Raw genomic sequence first — 22,263 nt, forward strand, 5'->3', positions numbered from 1 at the left:
GGATGACCGACGGACCTGCCTAGAAGACCACCAGGGCCCGGCCCCCCTTGCCCGCGATCATGTTGTCGAAGGCCGCGGGGATGCCGTCCAGGGCGATGCGGTCGGTGACCAGGCCCCCGAGGTCGAGACGGCCCGCGCGTACGTGCTCGGCGAGCACCGGGAGATCGCGGGCCGGGTCGGAGTTGCCGTACACGCAGCCTGCGAGGGTCCTGCCCCAGTGGAAGATCTCCAGGGCGTTGAAGGTGACCTGCTGGTCCTTGCCGCCGATGCCGACGACGGTGGTGCGCCCACCGCGCCGGGTCGACTCCCAGGCGGTACGGATGGTGACGGCGCGGCCGACGCACTCGACGGCGACGTCGACGCCCTGCCTGCCGGTGAGGGCGCGGATCTCGCGGGCGGTGGTGTCGGAGGCGACGACGTAGTCGGTGGCGCCCGCCTCGCGGGCCAGTGACTCCTTCTCGGGCGAGACGTCGACCGCGACGATCTTCGAGGCGCCCGCGATCCGGGCGGCCTGGAGGGCGGCGAGCCCGACCCCGCCGGCCCCGAACACGGCGACGGTCTCGCCGGGCCGGACCTTCGCGGAGTTGTGGACGGCGCCGTATCCGGTGAGGACCGCGCAGCCGAGCAGGGCGGCCTCGGTGAGCGGGATGCCGTCCGGGGCGGGCAGGACGCAGGACACCGGCACCACCGTCTCCTCCGCGAACGCGGCGACGTTCAGGCCGGGGTGCAGATCGCTGCCGTCGGAGGCGCGGCGGGCGTACACGGTGCCCGCGCCGGTGAGCGCGTCGGCGCACAGCCACACCTCGCCCAGCGAGCAGGCGTGACAACTCCCGCAGGAAGGAGCCCAGTTGAGGACGACACGGGAGCCCGGGACGACCTGGGTGACACCCTCGCCGACGGCGACGACGGTGCCGGCGCCCTCATGGCCGAGCACGGCGGGCACCGGCACCCGCATGGTGCCGTCGGACAGGGACAGGTCGGAGTGGCAGACCCCGGCGGCGGCGAGTCTCACCCGGACCTGGCCCGGTCCGGGGTCGGGGAGTTCGATCTCGGCGATCTCCAGCGGGGCACCCACGGCGGGAAGGACGGCGGCGCGAACCACGTGAACGCTCCTAGAACTGGAGGGACTTGGTCTGGAGGTACTCGGACAGTCCGTGGGCGCCGAGTTCGCGCCCCACGCCCGACTGCTTGTAACCCCCGAAGGGGGCCAGGGGGTTGAAGCGTCCCCCGTTGATGTCGACCTGGCCGGTGTCGAGCCGCCGCGCGAAGGCGACCGCCTCGGACTCCTCGCCCGCCCACACCGCGCCCGCGAGCCCGTAGACGGTGCCGTTGGCGATCCGCAGGGCGTCCTCGGTGTCCTCGTAGCGCAGGATCGACAGGACGGGGCCGAAGATCTCCTCCTGGGCGATCGTCATCCGCTCGGTGACGTCGGCGAAGACGGTGGGGCTGACGAAGTAGCCCTGCTCACGCGGGGACTCGGGCCCGCCGGCGACGAGCCGTGCGCCCTCGGCGACACCCTTCTCGATGTAACCGCGCACCCGGTCACGCTGCTTGGCGTTGACGACGGGTCCGATGCGGTCGCCGTACTTCGCGGCGGCGGCCGCGGCCAGCTCGACCGCCTCGTCGTAACGCTCGGCGGGAACCAGCATGCGGGTCCACGCGCTGCACGTCTGGCCGGAGTTGGACATCACGTTGGCGACGCCGACGTTCACGGCCTTGGCGAGGTCGGCGCTCGGCAGGATGACGTTCGCGGACTTGCCGCCGAGTTCGAGGGCGACGCGCTTGACCGCGGCGCCCGCGGTCGCGCCGATGCGCCGGCCGACGGCCGTGGAGCCGGTGAAGGAGACCAGGTCGACGTCCGGGTGCTCGGCGAGCGCCTGGCCCGCGACCGGGCCGAGGCCGGTGACGAGGTTGAAGACGCCGGCCGGGACGCCCGCCTCGGCCACGGCCTCGGCGAAGAGCTGGGCGGTGAGCGGGGTGTCCTCGGCGGGCTTCAGCACCACCGTGCAGCCGGCGGCGAGCGCGGGGGCGACCTTGGCGACGATCTGGTGGAGCGGGTAGTTCCAGGGCGTGATCGCGCCGACGACGCCGACGGGCTCCTGGTACACGGTCGAGTTGCCGACCTTCTCCTCGAAGGCGTACGTCGCCGCCAGCTCGGCGTAGGAGCCGGCGACCAGCACCGGGACGCCCGCGTGCACCGCCTGGGAGAACGCGAGCGGCGCTCCCAGCTCGGCGGTGACGGTCTCGGCGATCTCGTCCTTGCGGGCGGCCAGCACGTCCCTCAGGGCGGCCAGGCGGGCGGCGCGTTCGGCGGGCGCGGTCGCGGCCCAGCCGGGGAACGCGGCACGGGCGGCGCGCACGGCGGCGTCGACGTCCAGGGCCGTGCCCGCCGGGACCTCGCCGATCACCTGCTCGTCGACCGGGTTCACGACCTCGATCGTGTCCCGTCCGGCCGCGGGGCGCCATGCCCCGTCGATGTACATGCCGTCATGTGCCTTCATCGTGTTCCTCCCGGGCGGGGCAGCGTCGTCCGGACCCTAAACTAGCGATGATAGTTTTGCGGCGCCAGGGTGACCTGCCGCACGGCGGATCTCCGGCCCCGCCCGGAGTCCGCACCCCGCGCACCCCGGGGAGTCACTCCTCCAGGTCGGGAAGCCGTTCCGGCGCCGGGCAGATCCGTTCGCCGCTCCGGTCGAAGACAAACAGGTGGGCGAGGTCCACGAGGAGCGGGATCTGCATGCCGTGGCGGAGTTCGATGTCGGGCGTGGTGCGGACGACCAGATCGCCGGGCAGCCGCCCCTCGGGCGGTGTCTGCCCGGGGTGATCGGCCTCGTCGTCCGAGGGGTGGTCGAGGACGACGACCGGCCCGGCCCGCAGCGCCCCGGCGCGCCCCCGCAGCCGGTCCAGGACGGTGCCGGCGTCACGGCGCCGTCGGCGCGTCGGCCGGGACGGGCGCGGCGACTCCAGGTCGGGCACGAAGGCCGGCCGCGAGCCCGTGTTGAAGTGGACCAGGACCTCGTGCCCCTGGAACTCCACATGTTCGACCAGACCGGTGATCGCCACCTCGCCCGGCCGGGCGTCGGACGCCCTGGCGAGCCGTATGGCCTCGGAGCGCAGCCCGACGATCACCTCGCGGCCCTGCTGCACCCGGAGCAACTGGTGGTCCAGACAGAGGGGTTCGGGCAGCCGCAGGTACTGCTTGCCGAGACTGATCGTCATGGCGCCGTCGAGCGGGGCCCGGACCAGGCCGCGCAGCAGGTTGATCCGCGGGGTGCCGATGAAGGCGGCGACGAAGACGTTCGCGGGCAGCCCGTAGACCGTGCGGGGCGTGCCCAGTTGCTGGAGGACTCCGCCGCGCATCACGGCGACGCGGTCACCGAGCGACATGGCCTCGGCCTGGTCGTGGGTGACGTAGACCGTGGTCGCGCCGAGGTCCCTGGTGAGCTTGGAGATCTCGGCCCGCAGGTGGTTGCGGAGTTTGGCGTCGAGGTTGGACAGCGGTTCGTCCATCAGGAAGGTGGAGGGGTGGCGCGCTATCGCCCGGCCCATCGCGACGCGCTGCCGCTCGCCGCCGGAGAGCTGGTTGGGGAAGCGGTCGAGGAGGTCCTGGATACCGAGCATCCGGGCGGTGGCGTCCACCCGGGCCCGGGGGTCCTCGCCGGGCGTCTCGATCCGCAGCGGGAAGCCGATGTTGTCGCGGCTGGTCATGCTCGGATAGAGGGCGAAGTTCTGGAACACCATCGCCATGTTCCGCTCGGAGGGCGGCAGGTCGTTGGCGTACTCGCCGTCCAGGCGCACCTCGCCCTCGGTGACCTCCTCCAGTCCCGCGATCATCCTGAGCACGGTCGACTTGCCGCAGCCGGAGGGGCCGAGCAGCACGAGGAACTCGCCGGGCCGGATGTCCAGCGAGAACCGTTCCACGGCACGGGGCCCGCGGGCGTACGACTTGCTGACGTGGTGCAGGGAGATGGCGCGTGTCATGACAGGTGCCCCCGGGGGCGTGCAAGGCGCTGGTGCTCCGCGGCCGGTCGTCCCGTACGGGTCGTACGGGACCTTGAGTCACGGAAGCTAACGGACCGCACACGCCCGGGGGAAGAGACATGGCGGTATCGGACGGGCGGGTTCGGTACGGGCGGAAACGGACGATCGGATACCGGTCGGGCCGGGACCGGGCACGGGGATCCTTCGCCGCGACTCCGGTCCGCCGCACCGCGGTTCGCCTCACCGGGCGCCGGCCCGCCCCAGGATCTGCGTGAGGTGGGCGAAGGCGATGACGTTGGCGGCGTATCCGGACCTGCGGTCGTAGGCGCCGCCGCAGGTGATCAGCCGCAGCTCGGCGCGCCCCCGGTTGCCGTACACCTCCTGGTCGGGGAACTGCGCCTTCGCGTACGTACGTACGACGTCCACCGTATAGACGGCGGTCCGCCCGTCCACGCGCCGCGCCTCGACGCGCGCGCCGGGACGGATGCGTTCGAGCGGTGCGAAGACGGCGGGCCCGGTCCGGGTGTCGCGGTGGCCGACGACGAGAGCCGTACCGCGTTCGCCCGGCGTGGGACCGTCCGTGTACCAGCCGACGGGCTTCGGATCGTCCACGGGCGGCGCGGCGAGCCGTCTTCGGCGGTCCAGCCGGAGACCGATGACCGGTGCGTCGACGCCGAGGGAGGCAATGCGCAGGCGGACGGCCCGGGAGCGGGGCAGCGGTGCGGGCGGAGGCGCGGGCCGGGCCGTCCGGCGGGCGGCCGGGGACGGATGCCGCCGCGGGCCGCGCGCGTCGCCGCCGGGGCGGGCGTCCGGCGTGTGCCCGGTGCCCGCCTTGCCGGCCGGAGCCCGGGAGGCGGCGCCGTCGTCGCGTACGGCGCCGGACGCCACGGTCCCGGCGGGCTCACCGTCCCCCGCCCACCAGACGCCGCCCGCCACCAGTGCGACGGTGACCACCAGGGTCCTCGTCAGGCGGTAGGCGCGCGTCCGGTACCAGGGCCTCCGTCGTCTACGCGGCGCCATTGCCGCGTCGGCGCAGCCGCAGGAACACGACTCCCCCGGCAACGACGAGACCCGCGGCGGCCGCACCGGCCACCGGCGAGAAGTTCCGCTCCTGAGCGAGTCCGCCGCCGCCCGCCGGAGGTCCTCCGTTGGGGCCGCCGGGGTGTCCACCCTGGTGCCCACCCGGGTATCCGCCCGGGTGGGTGGGCGTCGCGCTCGGTGTCGTGCTCGGCGTCGTGCTCGGCGTCGTGGACGGAGACGTGGACGGGGACGGGGACGGGGACGGGGACGGACTGCCGGGGGGGCAGTCGACCTTGAAGACCTTGCTCTTGCCCGCGCCGTTCTCGCCCTGGAAATTCCAGGTCAGCTTGTACTGGCCGTCGGGCAGCGTGAGGTCCCCTGTCCAGCCGTGCCCGGACGCGGGCACGATCAGGTTGCCCGAGAGGGTGGCGCCGTCGGCGACAGGAGGCTGGGTCACGATGGACCAGGTGATCTGCTGTGCCCCGTCGAAGTTGAAGCCGTCGAGGTAGAAGACGCAGACCTTCGGATCGTCCCGCTGGTCGTCGACCGCGGTGTTCTCGTCGTGGACCTTGACGTCGCCGTTGTCACCGGGGGCGGCGACGGCGGCCGGGGCACCGAAGAGGGCGGTGCCCGCGACCGCGAGGGCGGCGAGGGCTCCGGCACCGCGATGTGGCAGGGAGAGGGACGGGGTGGACATGCGAGGCGCCTCCGAGTCAGATGATTTTCATACGAATTTCAGGTCATCTGACTACTTCTCACAGAAGATCCAAAAAGGGACGCAACTGCGCCCTGACCCCCGCCGTCTGTCGCTCCACCGGCGCAAAGGCTCTCCCGGGCCGCGACGGCTCATGGGCATCCGCGGCGGCCCCGGGGCACTCGGCAGGCTCAGGGGCAGGCCGCCAGTTCCACGGGCACCCCGTTGAGGACCGCCGTTCCGGACAGCGGGTCGAGCAGCGAGCCGTCGAGGAGCTGGTTGACGTTGACTCCCGGATCCAGGGCGGCATGGCTCATCCGGGTGCCGGGGCGGTCGTGACCCCAGCCGTGCGGAAGGCTCACCACCCCGCGCCGTACGGTGTCGGTGACCTCCACCGGGGCGATCACCTCGCCGCCTGCGCCCCTGACCCGCACGGCCGCCCCGTCGGCGAGCCCCAGCCGGGCGGCGTCGTCGGGGTGGATGTGCAGGGTGCAGCGGTTGGAACCGCCGGTGAGCGCGGGGATGTTGTGCATCCAGCTGTTGTTGGAGCGCAGATGACGGCGGCCGACGAGGACGATCGCCGCCGGGCGCTCGCGCAGCGCCTCGCGCAGGCGCGGCAGATCGCCGGCGATCGGCTCCGGAAGCAGCTCGACCTTCCCGCTGCGGGTCTTCAGCCGGCGCGGCAGGCTGGAGGAGAGCGGTCCGAGGTCGATGCCGTGCGGGTGCGCCAGCAGCTTGTCCAGGGTCAGGCCGTCGGGGCGGGCGCCGAAGCCGTCGCCGTACGGGCCGAGGCGCAGCATCATGTCGAGCCGGCGTTCGGGACCGTTCTCGCCGGTGAGGGCGGCGGCGAGTTCACGCGGGTCGCGCCCGTGCACCGGGGACGCGCTGTCCCCGGCCGCCTTGGCGAGGGTGCCCTCGACGACCATGGTGTCCACGGCGGACGGGTCCGCTCCGTGCATGCCGGTCGCGGCGAGGACGAGCCGGGCGAGGATCTCGGTCTCCGCCATCCGGCCCTCCTCCAGGGGGACGGCGGGGCGGTTGTAGCGGACCTGGTTGCGGACGGCGAGGGTGTTGAACGCGAAGTCGTGGTGCGCGCTCCGGGAGGGCGGGGGCGGCGGGAGCACGACGTGGGCGTGGCGCGAGGTCTCGTTCAGGTAGGGGTCGACGCTGACCATGAAGTCCAGCGATTCGAGCGCCTTGTCGAGCCGGAGGCCGTCGGGCGCGGAGAGGACGGGGTTGGCGGCGACGGCGATGACCGCGCGGACCGGGCTGCCGTCCTCGGTCGGGGTGTCGATCTCCTCGGCCAGGGCGGCCAGGGGCAGTTCGCCCTTGGCCTCCGGGTGCCGGCTCACCCGGCTGTGCCAGCGGCCGAGGGCGAAGCCGTGGCCGGGGCCCGCCGGGCGGGGTGCCCGGTCGGTGGCGGCCGTCGGGAAGAGGGCACCGCCGGGGCGGTCGAGGTTGCCGGTGAGGATGTTGAGGACGTCCACCAGCCAGCTGGCCAGGGTGCCGTGCGGAACGGTGCAGCTGCCGATGCGGCCGTAGACGGCGGCGGTGGGCGCGGCGGCCAGCTCGCGCGCCAGCTCCCGGATGGTGGCGGCGTCCACGTCGCAGGCCGCGCTCGCCGCCTCGGGGGTGAAGTCCCGGAGCGCGTCCGGGAGTTCGTCGACACCCTGGACATGCGGGGCGAGTGCGCCGAGGTCGACGAGCTTCTCCTCGAACAGGACGTACGCCATCGCCGCGAGGAGCATCGCGTCGGTGCCGGGGCGGATGGCCACATGGCGGTCGGCGAGCTTGGCCGTGCGGGTGCGGCGCGGGTCGATGACGGTCAGCGTGCCGCCGCGGGCCCGCAGCGCCCGGAGCTTGCCGGGGAAGTCGGGGGCCGTGCACAGACTCCCGTTGGACTCCAGCGGGTTGGCGCCGATGAGCAGCAGGTGGTCGGTGCGGTCCAGGTCCGGCACGGGGATCGCGTTGGCGTCGCCGAACAGCAGTCCGCTCGACACGTGCTTGGGCATCTGGTCGAGCGTGGAGGCGGTGAAGACGCTGTGCGTGCGCAGGGCGCCGAGCAGGACGGTCGGATACAGGGCTCCGGCCATGGTGTGCACGTTCGGGTTGCCGAGGACGACCCCGAGGGCGTGCGGCCCGTACCGCTCGACGACCGGGCGCAGTCCGGCGGCCACCGCGTCGAAGGCCTCCTCCCAGGTGGCCTCGCGCAGGACGCCGTCCTCGCGGACGAGGGGGGTGCGCAGCCGGTCGGGGTCGCCGTCGGCGGCGCCGAAGGAGGCACCCTTCGGACAGATGAAGCCCTTGCTGAACACGTCGTCCCGGTCACCCCGGGCACCGGTCACCCGGGTGCCCTCGATGGTCAGGGTCAGCCCGCAGGTGGCCTCGCACAGGGGGCAGACGCGCAGCGCGGTTCGGGAGTCGGGGGTGGTACCGGAGGTACGGGACACGGGGTCCTCCCGGAGGGCGGTGGCTTGGGTGGCACACGGACGCGAGTGAGCATACCGACCGGTACGCATGACGGCGAGGGCCCTCCGGGCGTCCGTCGGAATTCCGCGCACCGGGTTCCCGCGCACCGTGAGCGGCGCCCCGTGAGCGACACGTCACGGATATCGCCGTCCCGGGAAATTGCCGGGGATCCGGGGAGTGCGGAGAGGTACGGGGGGCCCGAGCGGTACGGGAGTCCGAGAGGCACGGGGAGGGTCCGAGAGGTACGGGAAATCCGAAGAGTCCGGGGAGTCCCCCTTGCAGCGCCGGACGCCGGCCGTCAGTCGAGGACCCTGGCCAGATACGCCCGCAGCAGCTCGCGGGTCTCCGCGATGATCCGCTCGTCCCCCTCGGGATCGACCCGGAAGGCGAGGTGGACCAGGGTGTCGGCGCTCTCCACGGCGACCAGGAAGCAGCGGCGGAGGTCGTCGTCCGGTTCGCGGTCCAGGTAACCGGAGAGCAGGTCGGTCAGGCGGTCGGCGACCCGGGTGTTGGGCTCGGCGTAACGGGCACCGACGGGAATCTGGTTGCCGAAGTCGACGAGGGAGAAGCCCGGCGCGGTGCGCTTCATGGCGAGGTACTCGTCGAGCACCGCGTCCATCGCGGCCCGCCAGCCTCCCCCGCCCGCCTCGCGCAGACTCTCGGTGACGCGCTCGCTGTAGAGCTCCAGGTTGCGCTGGGCGAGCGCGTCGGCCATCGCCCGCTTGTTGCCGAAGAAGCGGTAGACGGAGCCGATGGGCACACCGGCCCGCTGGGCCACGGCCCGTGTGCTCAGCCCGTCGTAGCCCACCTCGTCGAGGAGGTCGGCGCAGGCGTCGAGGATTCTGGTCAGCCGTTCTGCGCTACGCCGTTGTACGGGCGCTCTGCGGAGCGAGGTCGCGTGGGGCACGGGCTTCATGATGCCTTTCCGACGGGGTCCGGTGAACCTCGCCCATCAGTACGCACCTCCGTGCCATGACCACTCATTTTCGGCGGGCACATCCGTGCCGTGACCACGCGTCGCGCCTCGGGCCCGCCGCCTGGGAGGTTCCCGAGGCCGGCGGCGTCAGCGCGCCGCGGGCGACACCGTCGAGGCCGCGGCCCCGGCCTCGGGTGTCCGCGATTCCGGGCCGGGTATCGCGCGGGAGCCCGAGGCCGTGATGTCGGCCGTGCTCTCCACGGGACTGCCGTGGACGGCCCAGACGGTGCCGTCGTCCGCGTACAGCCGCGCGGTGATGTGGTGGGTGCCGCGCGGCACGAGATGCCCGGCCAGGCGGTACTCGGCGGCGCGCAGCCGGGCGACGGTCCGGCCGTCGACATAGAGGTGCGCGATGCCGCGCCCGGCGACCGGCACGGCGCGCGTGCCCGCGGGCGAGAAGCGGAAGTCGCGGACGGTCAGCCGCACGTGCCAGCCGTCGGCGGAGTCGGGCTGGATCTCGACAGCGACCTCGGGTGCCCCCTTCCTGTCCACCTCACGGTAGAGCCGTCCCTCCTCGTCCGTCTCGTCGAGCAACGTGCCCACGGGCGAGGCGGAGACCGTGGTCCCCCGCTCGTGCGCATCACCGGCGCCGCAGCCCGTGGCTCCGCCGCACAGGGCGCAGACCACGAGCGCGGTGAGCAGTCCACACATCCACCGCATGTCCGGGAGCGTAGAACAAGGCGCCTTACGGCCGGATCCCCCTGAAGTCGGGTTCTTGGAGCGCCCCCACACCCTTGAGTACTAGGACCTGACCGGGCAGGTCCTAGTCCCCTGGCACATTCCGGACAACCCTCGACCCGCCCCGGCCGGCCTCTTGCGCGGGGCGGGAGGGAATCCTACGGTGATGCATAGGAATCAGGCGCGAGGGAGCGATCATGAGCGGGGATGCGAGGAAGACGGCCGAGGGGCTGTCCTACCTCTCCGGATTCGGCAACGAACACAGCTCGGAGGCGGTCCCGGGGGCCCTGCCGCACGGCCGCAACGCGCCGCAGCGAGCGCCCCTCGGCCTGTACGCGGAGCAGCTGAGCGGTTCGGCGTTCACCGAGCCGCGAGCGTCCAACCGGCGTTCGTGGCTCTACCGGATCCGGCCGTCGGCCGCGCACCCCGCGTTCACCCGCGCCGACAACGGCACGCTGCGGACGGCGCCGTTCACCGAGACGGTGCCCGACCCGAACCGGCTGCGCTGGAACCCGCTCCCCGAGCCCCCCGCCGGGACGGACTTCCTCGCGGGCCTGTGGACGCTCGGCGGCAACGGCGACGCCGGTCAGCGCACCGGGATCGCGGTGCACCTCTACCACGCCAACGTGTCGATGGAGCGGGTGTTCAGCGACGCCGACGGCGAGCTGCTCATCGTCCCCGAGCGCGGCGGCCTGCTGCTGCGCACCGAGTTCGGGCTCCTGCACGTGGAACCGGGCCAGATGGCGCTGATCCCCAGGGGGGTCCGTTTCCGGGTGGAGCTTCTGGACACGGCACCGGAGGGCGGGCGCGCCCGCGGCGCCCGGGGTTATGTGTGCGAGAACTACGGGGCGCCCTTCCAGCTGCCCGACCTCGGCCCGATCGGCGCCAACGGCCTCGCCAACGCCCGCGACTTCCTGGCCCCGGTCGCCGCCTACGAGGACGTCGAGGGCCCCGTCGAGGTGGTGAACAAGTTCTGCGGCAACCTCTGGACGGCGACGTACGACCACTCACCGCTGGACGTCGTCGCCTGGCACGGCAACCATGTGCCGTACGTCTACGACCTGCACCGTTTCAATGTGATCGGCTCCATCAGCTACGACCACCCGGACCCCTCGATCTTCACGGTGCTGACCTCGCCGTCCGACACCCCGGGCCTGGCCGGTGTCGACTTCGTCGTGTTCGCGCCGCGCTGGCTGGTGGGCGAGGACACGTTCCGGCCCCCGTACTTCCACCGGAACGTGATGAGCGAGTACATGGGCCTCATCGAGGGCGCCTACGACGCGAAGGCGGAGGGCTTCGTGCCGGGCGGCGGCTCGCTGCACAACATGATGTCGGCGCACGGTCCGGACCAGGAGACCTTCGACCGCGCCAGCGCCGCGGAGCTGAAGCCCCAGAAGATCGACGACGGTCTGGCGTTCATGTTCGAGACCCGCTGGCCGGTGACCGCGACGGCCCAGGCGGCGCGGGCGGACCATCTCCAGAAGGGCTACGACGACGTGTGGAAGGGCCTCGGGCGGCACTTCCGCCCGGCCGGCTGACCTTCACCGACCGTTGCCTTCCACGCCCGCGACCTGTACGGATACCTCGTGACCTCCTTTGCTCCGGACTCGATCGTCCTGAACCGCAAGCTGCCGCTCTGGTATCAGGTGTCGCAGTCCCTGCGTGCCTCGATACTCGGCCGCTCACCCCAGGACCCCCTGCGCCTGCCCACCGAGGAGCAGCTCGCGGGGCACTACGGGGTGAGCGTGCTGACCATGCGGCAGGCGCTCAAGGAGCTGGAGGTCGAGGGGCTCATCACCCGGCACCGCCGGCGGGGCACGTTCATCGAGCCGAGTGCGCGGCGGGGCGCGCCCGTGCGGCTGCTCGGCTCGGTGGACGCGATCGTGGCCCAGCAGTCGGGCATGACGACCGAGCTGCTGGACCAGGGGAAGGCGCCCGTTCCGGGTGAACTGGCGGAATTCTTCCCGGGTGTCGACGAGGTGGCGACGTACCACCGGCTGCGCAGCGACGAGACGACGGGCGAGCCGACCAACCACGCGCGCAACTACCTCCGGCCGGAACTGGCCGACCGTATCGACCGGGAGGATCTGATCCGCTGGCCGATGACCAAAGTGCTGCGGGACGTGCTCGGGGTCGGCATCAGCCGGATCACCGACACCGTGGAGGCCACGCTCGCGGACCCGGAGACGGCGCGCCTGCTCCAAGTGCCGCTGCTCAGCCCGATCCTGCGCTACACGGGCGTCATCCACGGCACGGACGGGCAGGCGCTGGACGTGGCGGTCATCCACTACCGGGGCGACCGCTTCTCGTTCACGGTCACCCTCGACGCGCACTGACGACGGCGTACGGGGACGGCGCGCGGCGCCCGCGGCGTACGATGCCGGGCGTGACGCCCGACGCCGCTCCGCTGCTCGCGGACCTCATGCCGTGGTCCGTCGCACCGCCGAGGCTGGGCCGGAGGTGGCCGACGGCACCCGACGCGGCCTCCCTGAAAGCCCGCTGGGACACCCTCGTGCGGGCCGAAGGGGAGGACCGCGAGACGCTGTTCGGGCCGACGCGGGCGCGCACGACGCACTCCGCGGTCGGCCAGCTTCCGGGCCAGTCCAGCGGGACGGGCCGTCTCGCCCGGGCGTCGGACCCCTGCCCGGCGCCGGTCCGCGTACTGAGCGCCCCCTTCGACGAGCAGTGGCTGATTCCCGACCACCGGCTGATCGACGCGGCGCGCCCCGAGTTGTGGCGGGTGGCGGACGAGAAGCAGGTGTTCGCGGTCGAGCAGAGCCCGGTGCCCGAGGCCTCCGGTCCGGCTCTGCTGGCCGCGTCCGTACTGCCGTTGAGCGCGGGCCGCGGCGGGCGGGTGCGCCCCCTCTACCGGCGCCCCGGTGGCCGTGAACCGAACCTGGCGCCGGGCCTGCTGGAGCATCTGGGCTCCCGCCTCGGTGACACGCCCGCTCCCCTCGACGTCCTCGCCTGGACGATGGCGGTCGCGCGCCACGGCCGCGACGGATACGCGGTCCCCCTCACCGCCGACCCCGAAGTGTGGGCGTACGGCGTCGAGTTGGGCCGGCGCATGCTGCGGCTGATGCGCCGGGAGGGCGAGCGCCCCAAACTCCCCGGCGGCCGGCGGCCCTACGTCCGCGCGCCGCTGTCCGCCCTCCCCCAGGGACCCCGGCCGGCCGCGGGCCCCCCGTTCACCGACCCGTACTACGACCGCGCCGAGGAGTCCCTGCACCTCGGCGACGGCAGGATCTCGCCCGTCCCGCCCGAGGCCTGGGACTTCGAGGTCGGCGGCGTACCCGTGCTGGAACAGTGGTTCGCGGCGAGGACGGGGGCGGCGGAGCCAGGGACGCTGGAGGCGATCGGCCCCGTCGGCTGGCCGCAGGCGTGGACGTCCGAACTCCTCGAACTCATCACGGTGCTCGCGCTCCTCGCGGAACTGCGCCCCCAGCAGGCCGCGTTGGAGCCGCGGTCACCGATCACCCGGACGGAGCTGCGCACGGCCGGGGTGCTCCCGGTCCCGGACGCGGCGCGCCGCCCGGCCTCGGTCCTCGACCACCACGAAGAGGGCCCGGAGGGCCAGTTCGCGCTGATCTAGTGCCTGTCTTCAGTGGTGATCGGCAGGCGCTCGGTGCCCCGACAGGCGATGTCCGCCCCGTCGCGACGCCCGGCACTCCTTGACGGGCGGACGCCGGCCGCCGGGGCACCGGGAACCGACGGCCGACAGAGTCACCCCGCGGCAATCAGTGGCAATCAGTGCATGACAAAAGTATTGCCGGGGGGGCCATGATCCATCGCATGCAGCCAGAGCCCCTGCCCCTCGAAGGCATCACCGTCGTCGCCGTCGAACAAGCCGTCGCCGCGCCCTTCGCGACCCGGCAGCTCGCCGATCTCGGCGCCCGGGTCGTCAAGGTCGAGCGGATCGACGGCGGGGACTTCGCGCGTGGCTACGACACCGCGGCCCAGGGCCTGGCCTCGCATTTCGTGTGGTGCAACCGGGGCAAGGAGTCCGTCGCCCTCGATCTGAAGGACCCGCGCGGGCTCGACGTCGTCCGCCGGCTCGTCGCGGACGCGGACGTGTTCGTGCAGAACCTCGCCCAGGGCGCGGCGGCGCGGCTGGGCCTGGACGCGGCGACCCTGTGTGCCGAGCATCCCCGGCTGATCGCCGTGGACATCTCCGGATACGGGCCGTCGGGGCCCTACGCCGGCAAACGGGCGTACGACATGCTCGTGCAGTGCGAGGCGGGGCTCGTGTCGGTGACCGGGACCCCCGATCAGCCGGTGAAGGCGGGCATCCCGGCCGCGGACATCGCGGCGGCCATGTACGCCTTCTCGGGGGTCCTCGCGGCCCTGGTCCGGCGTGGCACGACCGGGCGCGGGGGCCCGGTCGAGGTGTCGATGCTGGACGCGCTCGCGGAGTGGATGGGGCATCCGCTGCACCACGTGATGCACGACGGGACCGCACCGGCTCGCACGGGCCTCGCCCATGCCGTCATCGTTCCCTACGACGCCTATTCGACGGCGGACGGCGGGCGCGTGCTGTTGTCGGTGCAGAACGACCGGGAGTGGCGGCGGCTCGCCCAACAGGTTCTGGGGCGGCCCGAGACGGCGGACGATCCTCGTTTCGCGACGAACGCGGCGCGGGTGGCGGACCGGGAGCGCGTGGACGCGCTGGTGGCCGAGGCGCTGGGCGCGCTGGGCGCCGACGAGGCGGTGGCCCGTCTGGAGGCCGCGGGCATCGCCTGCGCACGGCTGCGGGACGTAGGGGAGGTGGCGGAGCATCCGCAGCTGGCGGCCAGGAACAGATGGCGGGAGGTGGGATCGCCTGCCGGGCCGCTGCGGGCCCTGCTGCCTCCGATCACCCTGCCGGGCGGAAAGGAGGCGCGGATGGGGTCCGTCCCGCGGCTCGGCGAGCACACAGGGGTGGTGTTGCGGGCGCTGGGCATGACGGACGCGGACGTCGCCGAGCTGCGGCGGGACGGAGTGGTGCGCTGAGCCTCACGGCTCAGTGAGGGTGGTGACCCGCGCTCCGGATGTGGTGATCACCGGGCGCCGCTGCCCGCCGTGGGGATGACGGACGCGGAGGGGCAGCGTTGCGCCGGCTCGGTGGAGTCGCCGGAGCGCGGGTCGAGAAGGCCGGTAGCGACAGCGGTCAGCGGTCGCCGAACAGCGAGCGGCGCAGCCGCCTGAGCGGCGCGAACAGCGAGACCCGCCGCACGCGCGCACCCCTGGAGCCGCTGTCGTGCGCGTGGTCACGGGTCGTGAGCTCACGCATCAGTGACGTCGCCTCGACCGTCTCGCGCTGCGGTATGGCAGGGCCACCGAGCACCGCGAGATGTCGGTCGAGGCGCGAACTGGTCGCGCTGCTCCCGCACGTGATCGCAGGGACGCGTGCCCTGCTGCGCACCGTTATCTGTTCCATGTCACTCCCCACCCGTACAAGTCCACCCGGCCCGGGCAGACTAACCCTATCGCCCCCTCATGGCGCGCGTGTATCTCGGACAAAGGATTCACCTTCCCCATAAGGGGGTTGACGGTTACTCTCCGAATCCAACCGTTTCCAGGGCGAGTTGGACAACCGGCGAGGTAGTGGGCTGTTCTGAGCCCCCGTGAGGCTCGACAGTCACTGCGAGTGACGTCGCGTTCGTGTTCAGCTCGTCGGCGACGAGGGGCGTGTCGCCGTCGAAGAGGCCGAGGGAACGCGGTTTCTCGTTGGGGCGCATGAGCCACAGCTGATGGACGCGTCCGCCGGAGGGTGTGCCGAGTCCGCTGAGTGTCACGACGGCGCGCCGCTCCGACGCGGAGGCCACTACTCCGATTCCGCGTCCCCCCGCGTCCCGTTCACCGGTCGCCCGCGCGTCCGGTGCCGCGAGAACGTGGGCGATCTCACGCGCCTGGGCGCGCTCCTGGTTCAGTTCGTCGCGCGCCTGGGTCGCCTGCACCGCGAAGAGCGCGGCGACGACGAGCGCCGCGGCGGCCGTGGCGGTGGCGAGCGGGGCGAACAGCGGGCGGAGCCGGGGGGCACGCGCACGCGCGGGCTGACGGGCCGGCCGCGCACGGGGCAGGTCCCGGGCCGTGTGTTCCTGCGGTGTCGTCCGTACGGCGGTCAGCACCCGCGCGCGCAGCGCGGCCGGCGGGGCCGCCGCCGTGGACCAGGCGAGCCGTACCGCGTCCTCGGTCAGCGCCCGCACCTCCTCGGCACAGCGGGCACAGCCCTTCAGATGACGTTCGAAGCGGCGCCTCTCGTCGCTCTCCAGCGCGTCGAGGGCGTAGGGGGCGGCGAGCGAGTGCAGATCACGGCCCAGCAGACGGTCGAGGACGCTCATGCGGCACCCCCCTCTCTTCCGTTCGGATCACGGCCCGGCAGGCGGTCGTCGGCGTTCACGCGACTCCTCCCAGGCAATCGCGCAGGCGGGTGAGCCCGTCGCGCATACGGGTCTTGACGGTGCCCAGCGGCAGGGAGAGCCGCTCGGCGACTTCTCGGTAGGTGTAGCCGTCGTAGTAGGCGAGGGTGACGGACTGTCGCTGAAGGGCGGTGAGCCGGTCGAGGCAGCGGCGGACCCACTCGCGTTCGAGCCCGGCCTCGACCTCCTCGGCGACCTGGTCGAAGGCGGGGTGATGGTTGCGCTGCCCCTCGCGCTGCTCGCGTTCGGTGGCCGCGCGGGCACTGCGCACCCTGTCGACGGCACGGCGGTGCGCGAGCGTGAGGATCCAGGACAGTGCGCTGCCGCGTCCGGGGTCGAACCGCGGCGCGGAGCGCCAGAGTTCGAGCAGCACCTCCTGCGACACCTCCTCCGACTGCGCCGGGTCCCGCACCACGCGGCGCACCAGTCCGAACACCGGCCCGGACACCAGTCCGTACAGCTCCTCGAACGCCTTCTGGTCGCCTCCGGCCACCAGTACCAGTAGCTCGTCAGCCTCCACCCGTCCCCCTCTCCGGCCGTGCACGGCCCGTCCTTTCCCCTACGTCTTCGCAGCGAACCTGTCTACGGATGGGTTACGGATCAGCGAGCCGAAAACGCGCGTCCACCGCTGATCAGTTCCTGTCTCCGAGGCCTGTTCGTCCGCGTGTCCGCCGGCGCCCGTCCCCCTGTCCGCGACCGGCACTGTCGCACGTCTCGCGCCGACCTGTTCGGGCGGCCGTCGGGAAAGAAGCTGCCCCGTCGATGAAACAAGCTGGGAGAACCGCCGTAAAGACGTTTGGGATTCGACCAATCCACCCGGGCGACCGCTCCGAATGGCGTGCGTCAGGCAAGTTGGACAGAGGACGGACGGCATGACACCTATCTCCAGGAGCGGCGCGGGTCGAAGGACTCTCGCGACCTTCGTATGCGGTGCGCTGGCTGCCGGGGGGCTCGCGGCCGCCGGTGCGACGGCGCTGGCGCCGGGGGCGGCCTCCGCCTCCAGCCACCGGGAGGCCCCGCTGATCTCGGGCACTCCCCAGTACGACAACACGGACGTGTACGCGTTCGTCAGCCCGGACAAGCCGGACACGACGACGATCGTGGCGAACTGGATTCCTTTCGAGGAGCCCGCGGGCGGTCCGAACTTCTACACGTTCGCCGACGACGCCCAGTACGACCTCCACATCGACAACAACGGTGACGCACAAGGTGAGTTGATCTACCGCTACACCTTCAAGACGCACCGCAAGAACGGCGACACGTTCCTGTACAACACGGGTCCGGTCACCAGCCTCGACGACCCCGACCTGAACATCACGCAGACGTACGACATCGAGCTGCTGCGGCTGCACAACCAGCGGCTGGTGTCGAAGACCAAGGTCGCGGACGACGTTCCGGTCGCCCCGTCCAACGTCGGCAAGGCGTCGATGCCGGACTACGCGAAGCTGCGCCACCATGCGATCTCCAAGCTCGCGGGCGGCACGACGACGTTCGCCGGCCAGGCGGACGACCCGTTCTTCCTGGACCTGCGCGTCTTCGACCTGCTGTACGGCGGGAACCTGACCGAGGTCGGACGGGACACCCTCAAGGGCTACAACGTCAACTCCATAGCCCTTCAGGTCCCGAACGACATGATCCGTGAGTCGGCCGGACAGCCGGTCGTCGGCATCTGGTCCACCACGCAGCGCAAGGACGCCCACGGCCAGTACCGCCAGGTCTCGCGTCTCGGCATGCCGCTGGTCAACGAGGTCGTCAACCCGCAGAAGGACAAGGACAAGTTCAACGCGTCCGCGCCCTGGGAAGACGCCCAGTTCCTGAAGAACGTGACCAACCCGGAGCTCCCGAAGCTCATCGAGGGGATCTACAAGATCAAGGCCCCGGCCGAGCCCCGCAACGACCTGGTCGACGTGTTCCTGAAGGGTGTCAAGGGCCTCAACCAGCCGCCGAACGTGCGTCCGGCGGAGGAGCTGCGGCTCAACACCTCGATCAAGCCGGCCATGCACCCCAAGCGGCTCGGTGTCCTCGACGGCGACAACGCGGGCTTCCCGAACGGACGCCGGCTCACGGACGACGTGATCGACGCCTCGCTCCAGGTGGTCGAGGGTGAACTCGTCGGCTCCAAGAACGACTTGGGTGACGCGGTCGACAAGAACGACAAGAAGTTCGAGAAGTACTTCCCGTACGTGGCCGAGCCGACCTCGGGTTCGCGCGGCGCGCTCGCCAAGGGCACGACCAGCGGGACCGATGTGCGCAGCCAGCTCGGCGACGCGCTCCAGCCGGCCGGCTCCGGCTCCGGTGGCGGGACCGACACCATGCTGATCGCGGGCTCCGCCGCGGCGGGCGCCGCCGGCATCCTGCTCATCGGCTCCGGTCTGCTGTGGTGGCGCCGACGGATGTACAACCGGGCCTACTGACCCGGCTCACCGACTGGCGCGGCCCGCACGCAGTTCACCCCCCACGGTGCGGGCCGCGCCGCCCCCCACCCCCCACAACGACCATTTCGCCAAGGACTTTGAGGAGAGGGCATGTCCCCGCGTACGAACGACAACGCGACGCCGGACGCCGAAAGGGCCACGCCCGCCGAGGTCACCCCGGAAGCCGCCATCACCGAGGTCGCCGCCGAAGTCTCACCTGCCGAGGCCACCTCCGAGGCAGCCTCCGCCGAGGCCACCTCCGACGTCGCCCTCTCCGAGGCCGCCTCCGATGGCCCGTCCGGTGAGGACAGCGCGGACGGGGCCGACGAGCGGGTGGCCGCCGTGCGCCGGCTGTCGCAGTCGCAGCGGCGCTGGCGGGCCGCTCAACTCGGTTTCTGCGCGGCCGCGTTGGCGGTCGCCATGACGGCGGGCGCGGTGGTGCTCGGCGCTCTGAGGGACAACGGAACGACTCCCGCCGTCGCGGCCGTGTCCAACGGCGTGTCGCCCCAGCTCCTCGCGAGCGGCGACCTCGACGCGAGCGTCCTCTCCCTCCAGGCCCATCTCCGCTCCCAGCCCAAGGACTTCGGCGGCTGGGCCACGCTCGGCCTCGCCTATGTCGAACAGGCCCGGACCAAGGGCGACCCCTCGCGCTATCCGCAGGCGCAGGAAGCATTCAAACGGTCCCTCAGGCTGCGCCCAGACTACGATCCGGCGCTCGCCGGACGGGCCGCCCTCGCGGCCGCCCGGCACGACTTCACCGGCGCCCTGAAGTACGCGGACCTCGCGCTGCGGCAGAACCCCTACAGCGAACGCGCCCTGTCCTCCCGCATCGACGCTCTCGTCGAACTCGGCCGCTACGACGACGCGTCCGAGGCGGCCGACCTGGCGGACTCGCGGCGCCCGGGCGTCCCGGTCTTCACCCGGTTCGCCTACGTCCACGAGCTGCGCGGCGACGTGAAGACCGCCCGCCGGGTCCTGGAGCAGGCGCTCACGACGGCGACCAGCCGCGGCGACATCTCGTACGTGACGTCCGCGCTCGGCCAACTCGCCTGGAACCAGGGCGACTACCACTCCGCCCTCACCTACTACGCGCGGGCGCTCGCCGCCGACGACAGTTATCTCCCCGCCCTCGAAGGCCGGGCCCGTACCCAGGCCGCGCTGGGCGACCGCGCGGCGGCGATCAAGGGGATGGAGCAGGTCGTGCAGCGTTTTCCGCTGCCCCAGCCTCTCGTCGAGCTCGGCGAGTTGTACGAGGCCCGCGGCGCGGCGGGCGACGCGGAGAAGGCCCGTGACCAGTACACGCTGGTCAACGCCTGGATCTCCCTCGCCCACGCCTACGGCGTCAACGCCGACCTCGACACCGCGCTGGCGGCCGCCGACCACGGCGACCACAAGGCGGCGCTCGCGGCGGCCCGCGCCGAGTGGGCCCGCCGGCACACCGTGCACACCGCGGACGCGCTCGGCTGGGCCCTGCATGTGTCGGGCCGCGACGCGGAGGCCCTGCGGTACGCGCGCCAGGCCACGGCGACCGGCTACCGCAACGCGTCCTTCCTCTACCACCTCGGCGTCATCGAGGAGGCCACCGGCCACACCGGCAGGGCCCGCACCGCGCTCAAGGCGGCCCTGGACCTGAACCCGGGCTTCTCGCCGCTGGGCGCCCGCGCGGCCCGTAAGGCGCTGGAGGCCGCACAGTGAGGGCGCCCCGGTTCCTCGCCCTGTGCGGCACGGTCCTGACCGCGGCCTGCGCGCTCGTGCTGGTCCCCTCGGTGCAGGCGAGCGCGCATCCGCTCGGCAACTTCACCGTCAACCGCTACGACGGACTCGTCGCCGCCCCCGGGCAGTTGCGCGTCGATCACGTCGAGGACCTGGCCGAGATCCCCGCCACCCAGGCGAAGCCGGACATCAAGAAGCTCGGCATGGCCGGCTGGGCCCGGCAGCGGTGCGAGACAGCCGCGCGGGGCAGCGAGGTCACGGTGAACGGGCGGACGGTGACACTGACCGCGGGCGCGAGCAGGGCACACCTGCGGCCCGGACAGGCGGGACTCGACACCCTGCGCGTGGAGTGCCGGCTGACGGCGCCGCTGTCCGGCAAGGGCACGCTCACCGTGGGCTTCCGGGGCGCGGGCACCGACCACGGCCCCGGCTGGCGCGAGATCACCGCCCGTGGCGACCGGATGACGCTCGCCTCCTCCGACGTACCGCGGAAGTCCGTCTCGGCGGAGCTGACCCAGTACCCCAAGGCGCTGCTCTCCTCGCCCGCCGACACCGCCACCGCGTCGCTGCGGATCCGCCCCGGCGGCCCCGCCCTCGTCGAGGAACGGCGCGACGCTCCGGCCGCCTCCGTGCTCCCGCGCGGCGCCGACCGCTGGACCCAGGCCCTGAACAACCTGGTGGCCCGCCATCACCTCACCTTCGGCTTCGCCTCCCTGGCCCTGCTCATCGCCGTGGGCCTGGGGGCGATGCACGCGCTCGCGCCCGGCCACGGCAAGACCCTGATGGCCGCGACGGCGGCGGCGCGCGGGGGCCGGGCCCGGTTCAAGGACGTGCTGCCCCTGGCCGCTTCGGTGACGGTCACCCACACCCTCGGCGTCGTCGCGCTCGGCCTGCTGGTCACCGCGGGCTCGGCGGCGGCCCCCTCCGTGATCGCCTGGCTGGGCGTGTCCAGCGGTGTCCTCGTCACGGGGGCGGGCGCCACACTCCTGCGACGAGCCTGGCGCAACCGGCCCTCCGTACACGGACACGACCACGGACACAGCCACGACCACGCGCACGGGCATGACCACGCGCACGACCACGGGCAGCCGCACGACCACACCCACGCGTCCGCCCACGGGCACGACCACGCGCACGAGCACGGCCAGGACCGGGACCAGGCCCCTGGCCACACGCACGACCACGAACCCGGCCACACGCACGACCACGAGCACCCGCCAGCCCCTTCGCACACGCATGACCATGACCACGATCACGACCACGTGGACGCTGCTCCGCACCGGCATGCCGGTCACACCGCGCGCCCCCTGGTACTGGCCCACGCCGGCGCGTCCGTCACGACCGGCACCCCCACCGCGACAGCGACGGCCACGGCCACCCGACCCCACGGTCACGACCATCCCCACCCGCACGACCACAGTCACGACCACGACGCCGGCCATGGTCACAGCCACGACCACGACCACCGCTCGGGAGGCACCCCCCACTCCCCCACCCTCGAACACACCCACGGCGGCTTCACCCACACCCATGAGATCGCCCCCACGCTCCGTGGAACGATCCTGCTCGGCTTCGCCGGTGGGCTGGTGCCCAGTCCGTCGGCGGTCGTCGTCCTCGTGGGCGCCGCGGCGCTCGGACAGGCCTGGTTCGGCCTTCTTCTCGTGCTCGCGTACGGCGTCGGACTCGCCCTGACGCTGACGGCGGCCGGTTTCGCCGTCGTCAAGCTCGGCAGCGGCGTGAACCGCGCCCTCGCAGGACGGCGGCGGTGGGCCGAGGGACGCGTCGTGCTCCTGGTCCGCAGGACCGCGCCCCTCGGATCGGCACTGATCGTCGTGGCCCTCGGGGCCGGATTGGTGCTCAAGGGGGCGGCATCCGTACTCGGCTGAGCTACTTTTGGGGAGAAATCGCGCGGAAGCGAAT

At 72.6% G+C, this 22,263-nt stretch carries 18 protein-coding genes; 7 read left to right on the forward strand and 11 right to left on the reverse strand.

The window, feature by feature from the left end; translation table 11 throughout:
* Positions 1-19: 19 nt before the first annotated feature.
* The 8 genes from OG485_RS11360 to OG485_RS11395 form a co-directional block, all read right to left on the reverse strand.
* Entirely contained in the window at positions 20-1,102 is a 1,083-nt protein-coding gene (locus OG485_RS11360; protein WP_328667938.1) for a Zn-dependent alcohol dehydrogenase, read from the reverse strand.
* A gap of 10 nt (positions 1,103-1,112) precedes the next feature.
* A complete protein-coding gene (locus OG485_RS11365; RefSeq protein WP_328667939.1) occupies positions 1,113-2,501 on the reverse strand; it encodes an aldehyde dehydrogenase family protein in 1,389 nt (462 codons plus the stop codon).
* 133 nt (positions 2,502-2,634) lie between these two features.
* Positions 2,635-3,981: an ABC transporter ATP-binding protein gene (locus OG485_RS11370; protein WP_328667940.1), complete on the reverse strand. Its 1,347-nt coding sequence runs from the start codon at positions 3,979-3,981 to the stop codon at positions 2,635-2,637.
* Positions 3,982-4,221: 240 nt separating this feature from the next.
* The gene (locus OG485_RS11375) at positions 4,222-5,001 is read right to left on the reverse strand and encodes a class F sortase (RefSeq protein ID WP_328667943.1); all 780 of its coding nucleotides are present in this window, start codon (positions 4,999-5,001) and stop codon (positions 4,222-4,224) included.
* Entirely contained in the window at positions 4,988-5,698 is a 711-nt protein-coding gene (locus OG485_RS11380) for a hypothetical protein (protein ID WP_328667946.1), read from the reverse strand. Before OG485_RS11380 ends, OG485_RS11375 begins: the two co-directional genes overlap by 14 nt.
* Positions 5,699-5,886: 188 nt before the next feature.
* Positions 5,887-8,145 carry a molybdopterin oxidoreductase family protein gene (locus tag OG485_RS11385; protein ID WP_328667947.1) on the reverse strand — a complete coding sequence of 753 codons (2,259 nt, stop codon included), beginning with the start codon at positions 8,143-8,145 and terminating at the stop codon, positions 5,887-5,889.
* Between the two features lie 317 nt (positions 8,146-8,462).
* On the reverse strand, positions 8,463-9,080 hold the full coding sequence (locus tag OG485_RS11390; protein ID WP_328454147.1) for a TetR/AcrR family transcriptional regulator: 618 nt from the start codon (positions 9,078-9,080) through the stop codon (positions 8,463-8,465).
* Positions 9,081-9,227: 147 nt separating this feature from the next.
* On the reverse strand, positions 9,228-9,800 hold the full coding sequence (locus tag OG485_RS11395; RefSeq protein ID WP_328667950.1) for a hypothetical protein: 573 nt from the start codon (positions 9,798-9,800) through the stop codon (positions 9,228-9,230).
* 215 nt (positions 9,801-10,015) lie between these two features.
* Between OG485_RS11395 and hmgA the strand changes: the two genes are divergently transcribed.
* The 4 genes from hmgA to OG485_RS11415 all read left to right on the forward strand — a co-directional run bounded on the left by hmgA (position 10,016) and on the right by OG485_RS11415 (position 14,807).
* Positions 10,016-11,356 (forward strand): homogentisate 1,2-dioxygenase, encoded by a 1,341-nt coding sequence (hmgA, locus tag OG485_RS11400; protein WP_328667952.1) that lies wholly within the window; start codon positions 10,016-10,018, stop codon positions 11,354-11,356.
* Between the two features lie 48 nt (positions 11,357-11,404).
* Positions 11,405-12,154, forward strand: a complete 750-nt coding sequence (locus OG485_RS11405) for a GntR family transcriptional regulator (protein ID WP_328667953.1) — start codon at positions 11,405-11,407, stop codon at positions 12,152-12,154.
* Positions 12,155-12,195: 41 nt separating this feature from the next.
* The gene (locus OG485_RS11410) at positions 12,196-13,410 is read left to right on the forward strand and encodes a type ISP restriction/modification enzyme (protein ID WP_328667954.1); all 1,215 of its coding nucleotides are present in this window, start codon (positions 12,196-12,198) and stop codon (positions 13,408-13,410) included.
* Between the two features lie 200 nt (positions 13,411-13,610).
* Positions 13,611-14,807 carry a CaiB/BaiF CoA transferase family protein gene (locus OG485_RS11415; RefSeq protein ID WP_443048683.1) on the forward strand — a complete coding sequence of 399 codons (1,197 nt, stop codon included), beginning with the start codon at positions 13,611-13,613 and terminating at the stop codon, positions 14,805-14,807.
* A 157-nt stretch (positions 14,808-14,964) separates the two neighbouring features.
* Here OG485_RS11415 and OG485_RS11420 read toward each other — a convergent pair whose 3' ends face one another.
* From OG485_RS11420 to OG485_RS11430, 3 genes are all read right to left on the reverse strand, one after another.
* Positions 14,965-15,234: a hypothetical protein gene (locus tag OG485_RS11420; protein ID WP_328667958.1), complete on the reverse strand. Its 270-nt coding sequence runs from the start codon at positions 15,232-15,234 to the stop codon at positions 14,965-14,967.
* Between the two features lie 115 nt (positions 15,235-15,349).
* The gene (locus tag OG485_RS11425; protein ID WP_328667959.1) at positions 15,350-16,138 is read right to left on the reverse strand and encodes an anti-sigma factor; all 789 of its coding nucleotides are present in this window, start codon (positions 16,136-16,138) and stop codon (positions 15,350-15,352) included.
* A gap of 55 nt (positions 16,139-16,193) precedes the next feature.
* Positions 16,194-16,736, reverse strand: coding sequence for a sigma-70 family RNA polymerase sigma factor (locus tag OG485_RS11430; protein WP_328667960.1), 543 nt, complete (start codon positions 16,734-16,736; stop codon positions 16,194-16,196).
* 352 nt (positions 16,737-17,088) lie between these two features.
* Here OG485_RS11430 and OG485_RS11435 point away from each other — a divergent pair, with 352 nt between their 5' ends.
* From OG485_RS11435 to OG485_RS11445, 3 genes are all read left to right on the forward strand, one after another.
* Positions 17,089-18,630: a DUF4331 domain-containing protein gene (locus tag OG485_RS11435; RefSeq protein WP_328667961.1), complete on the forward strand. Its 1,542-nt coding sequence runs from the start codon at positions 17,089-17,091 to the stop codon at positions 18,628-18,630.
* 111 nt (positions 18,631-18,741) lie between these two features.
* Complete coding sequence (locus OG485_RS11440; RefSeq protein ID WP_328667962.1) at positions 18,742-20,325, forward strand: tetratricopeptide repeat protein; 1,584 nt, start codon at positions 18,742-18,744, stop codon at positions 20,323-20,325.
* Positions 20,322-22,229 carry an urease accessory protein UreH domain-containing protein gene (locus tag OG485_RS11445; RefSeq protein ID WP_328667963.1) on the forward strand — a complete coding sequence of 636 codons (1,908 nt, stop codon included), beginning with the start codon at positions 20,322-20,324 and terminating at the stop codon, positions 22,227-22,229. Before OG485_RS11440 ends, OG485_RS11445 begins: the two co-directional genes overlap by 4 nt.
* Positions 22,230-22,263 lie beyond the last annotated feature (34 nt).

This window comes from Streptomyces sp. NBC_00328, from assembly GCF_036139655.1.
In the GTDB taxonomy this organism is placed as follows: domain Bacteria; phylum Actinomycetota; class Actinomycetes; order Streptomycetales; family Streptomycetaceae; genus Streptomyces.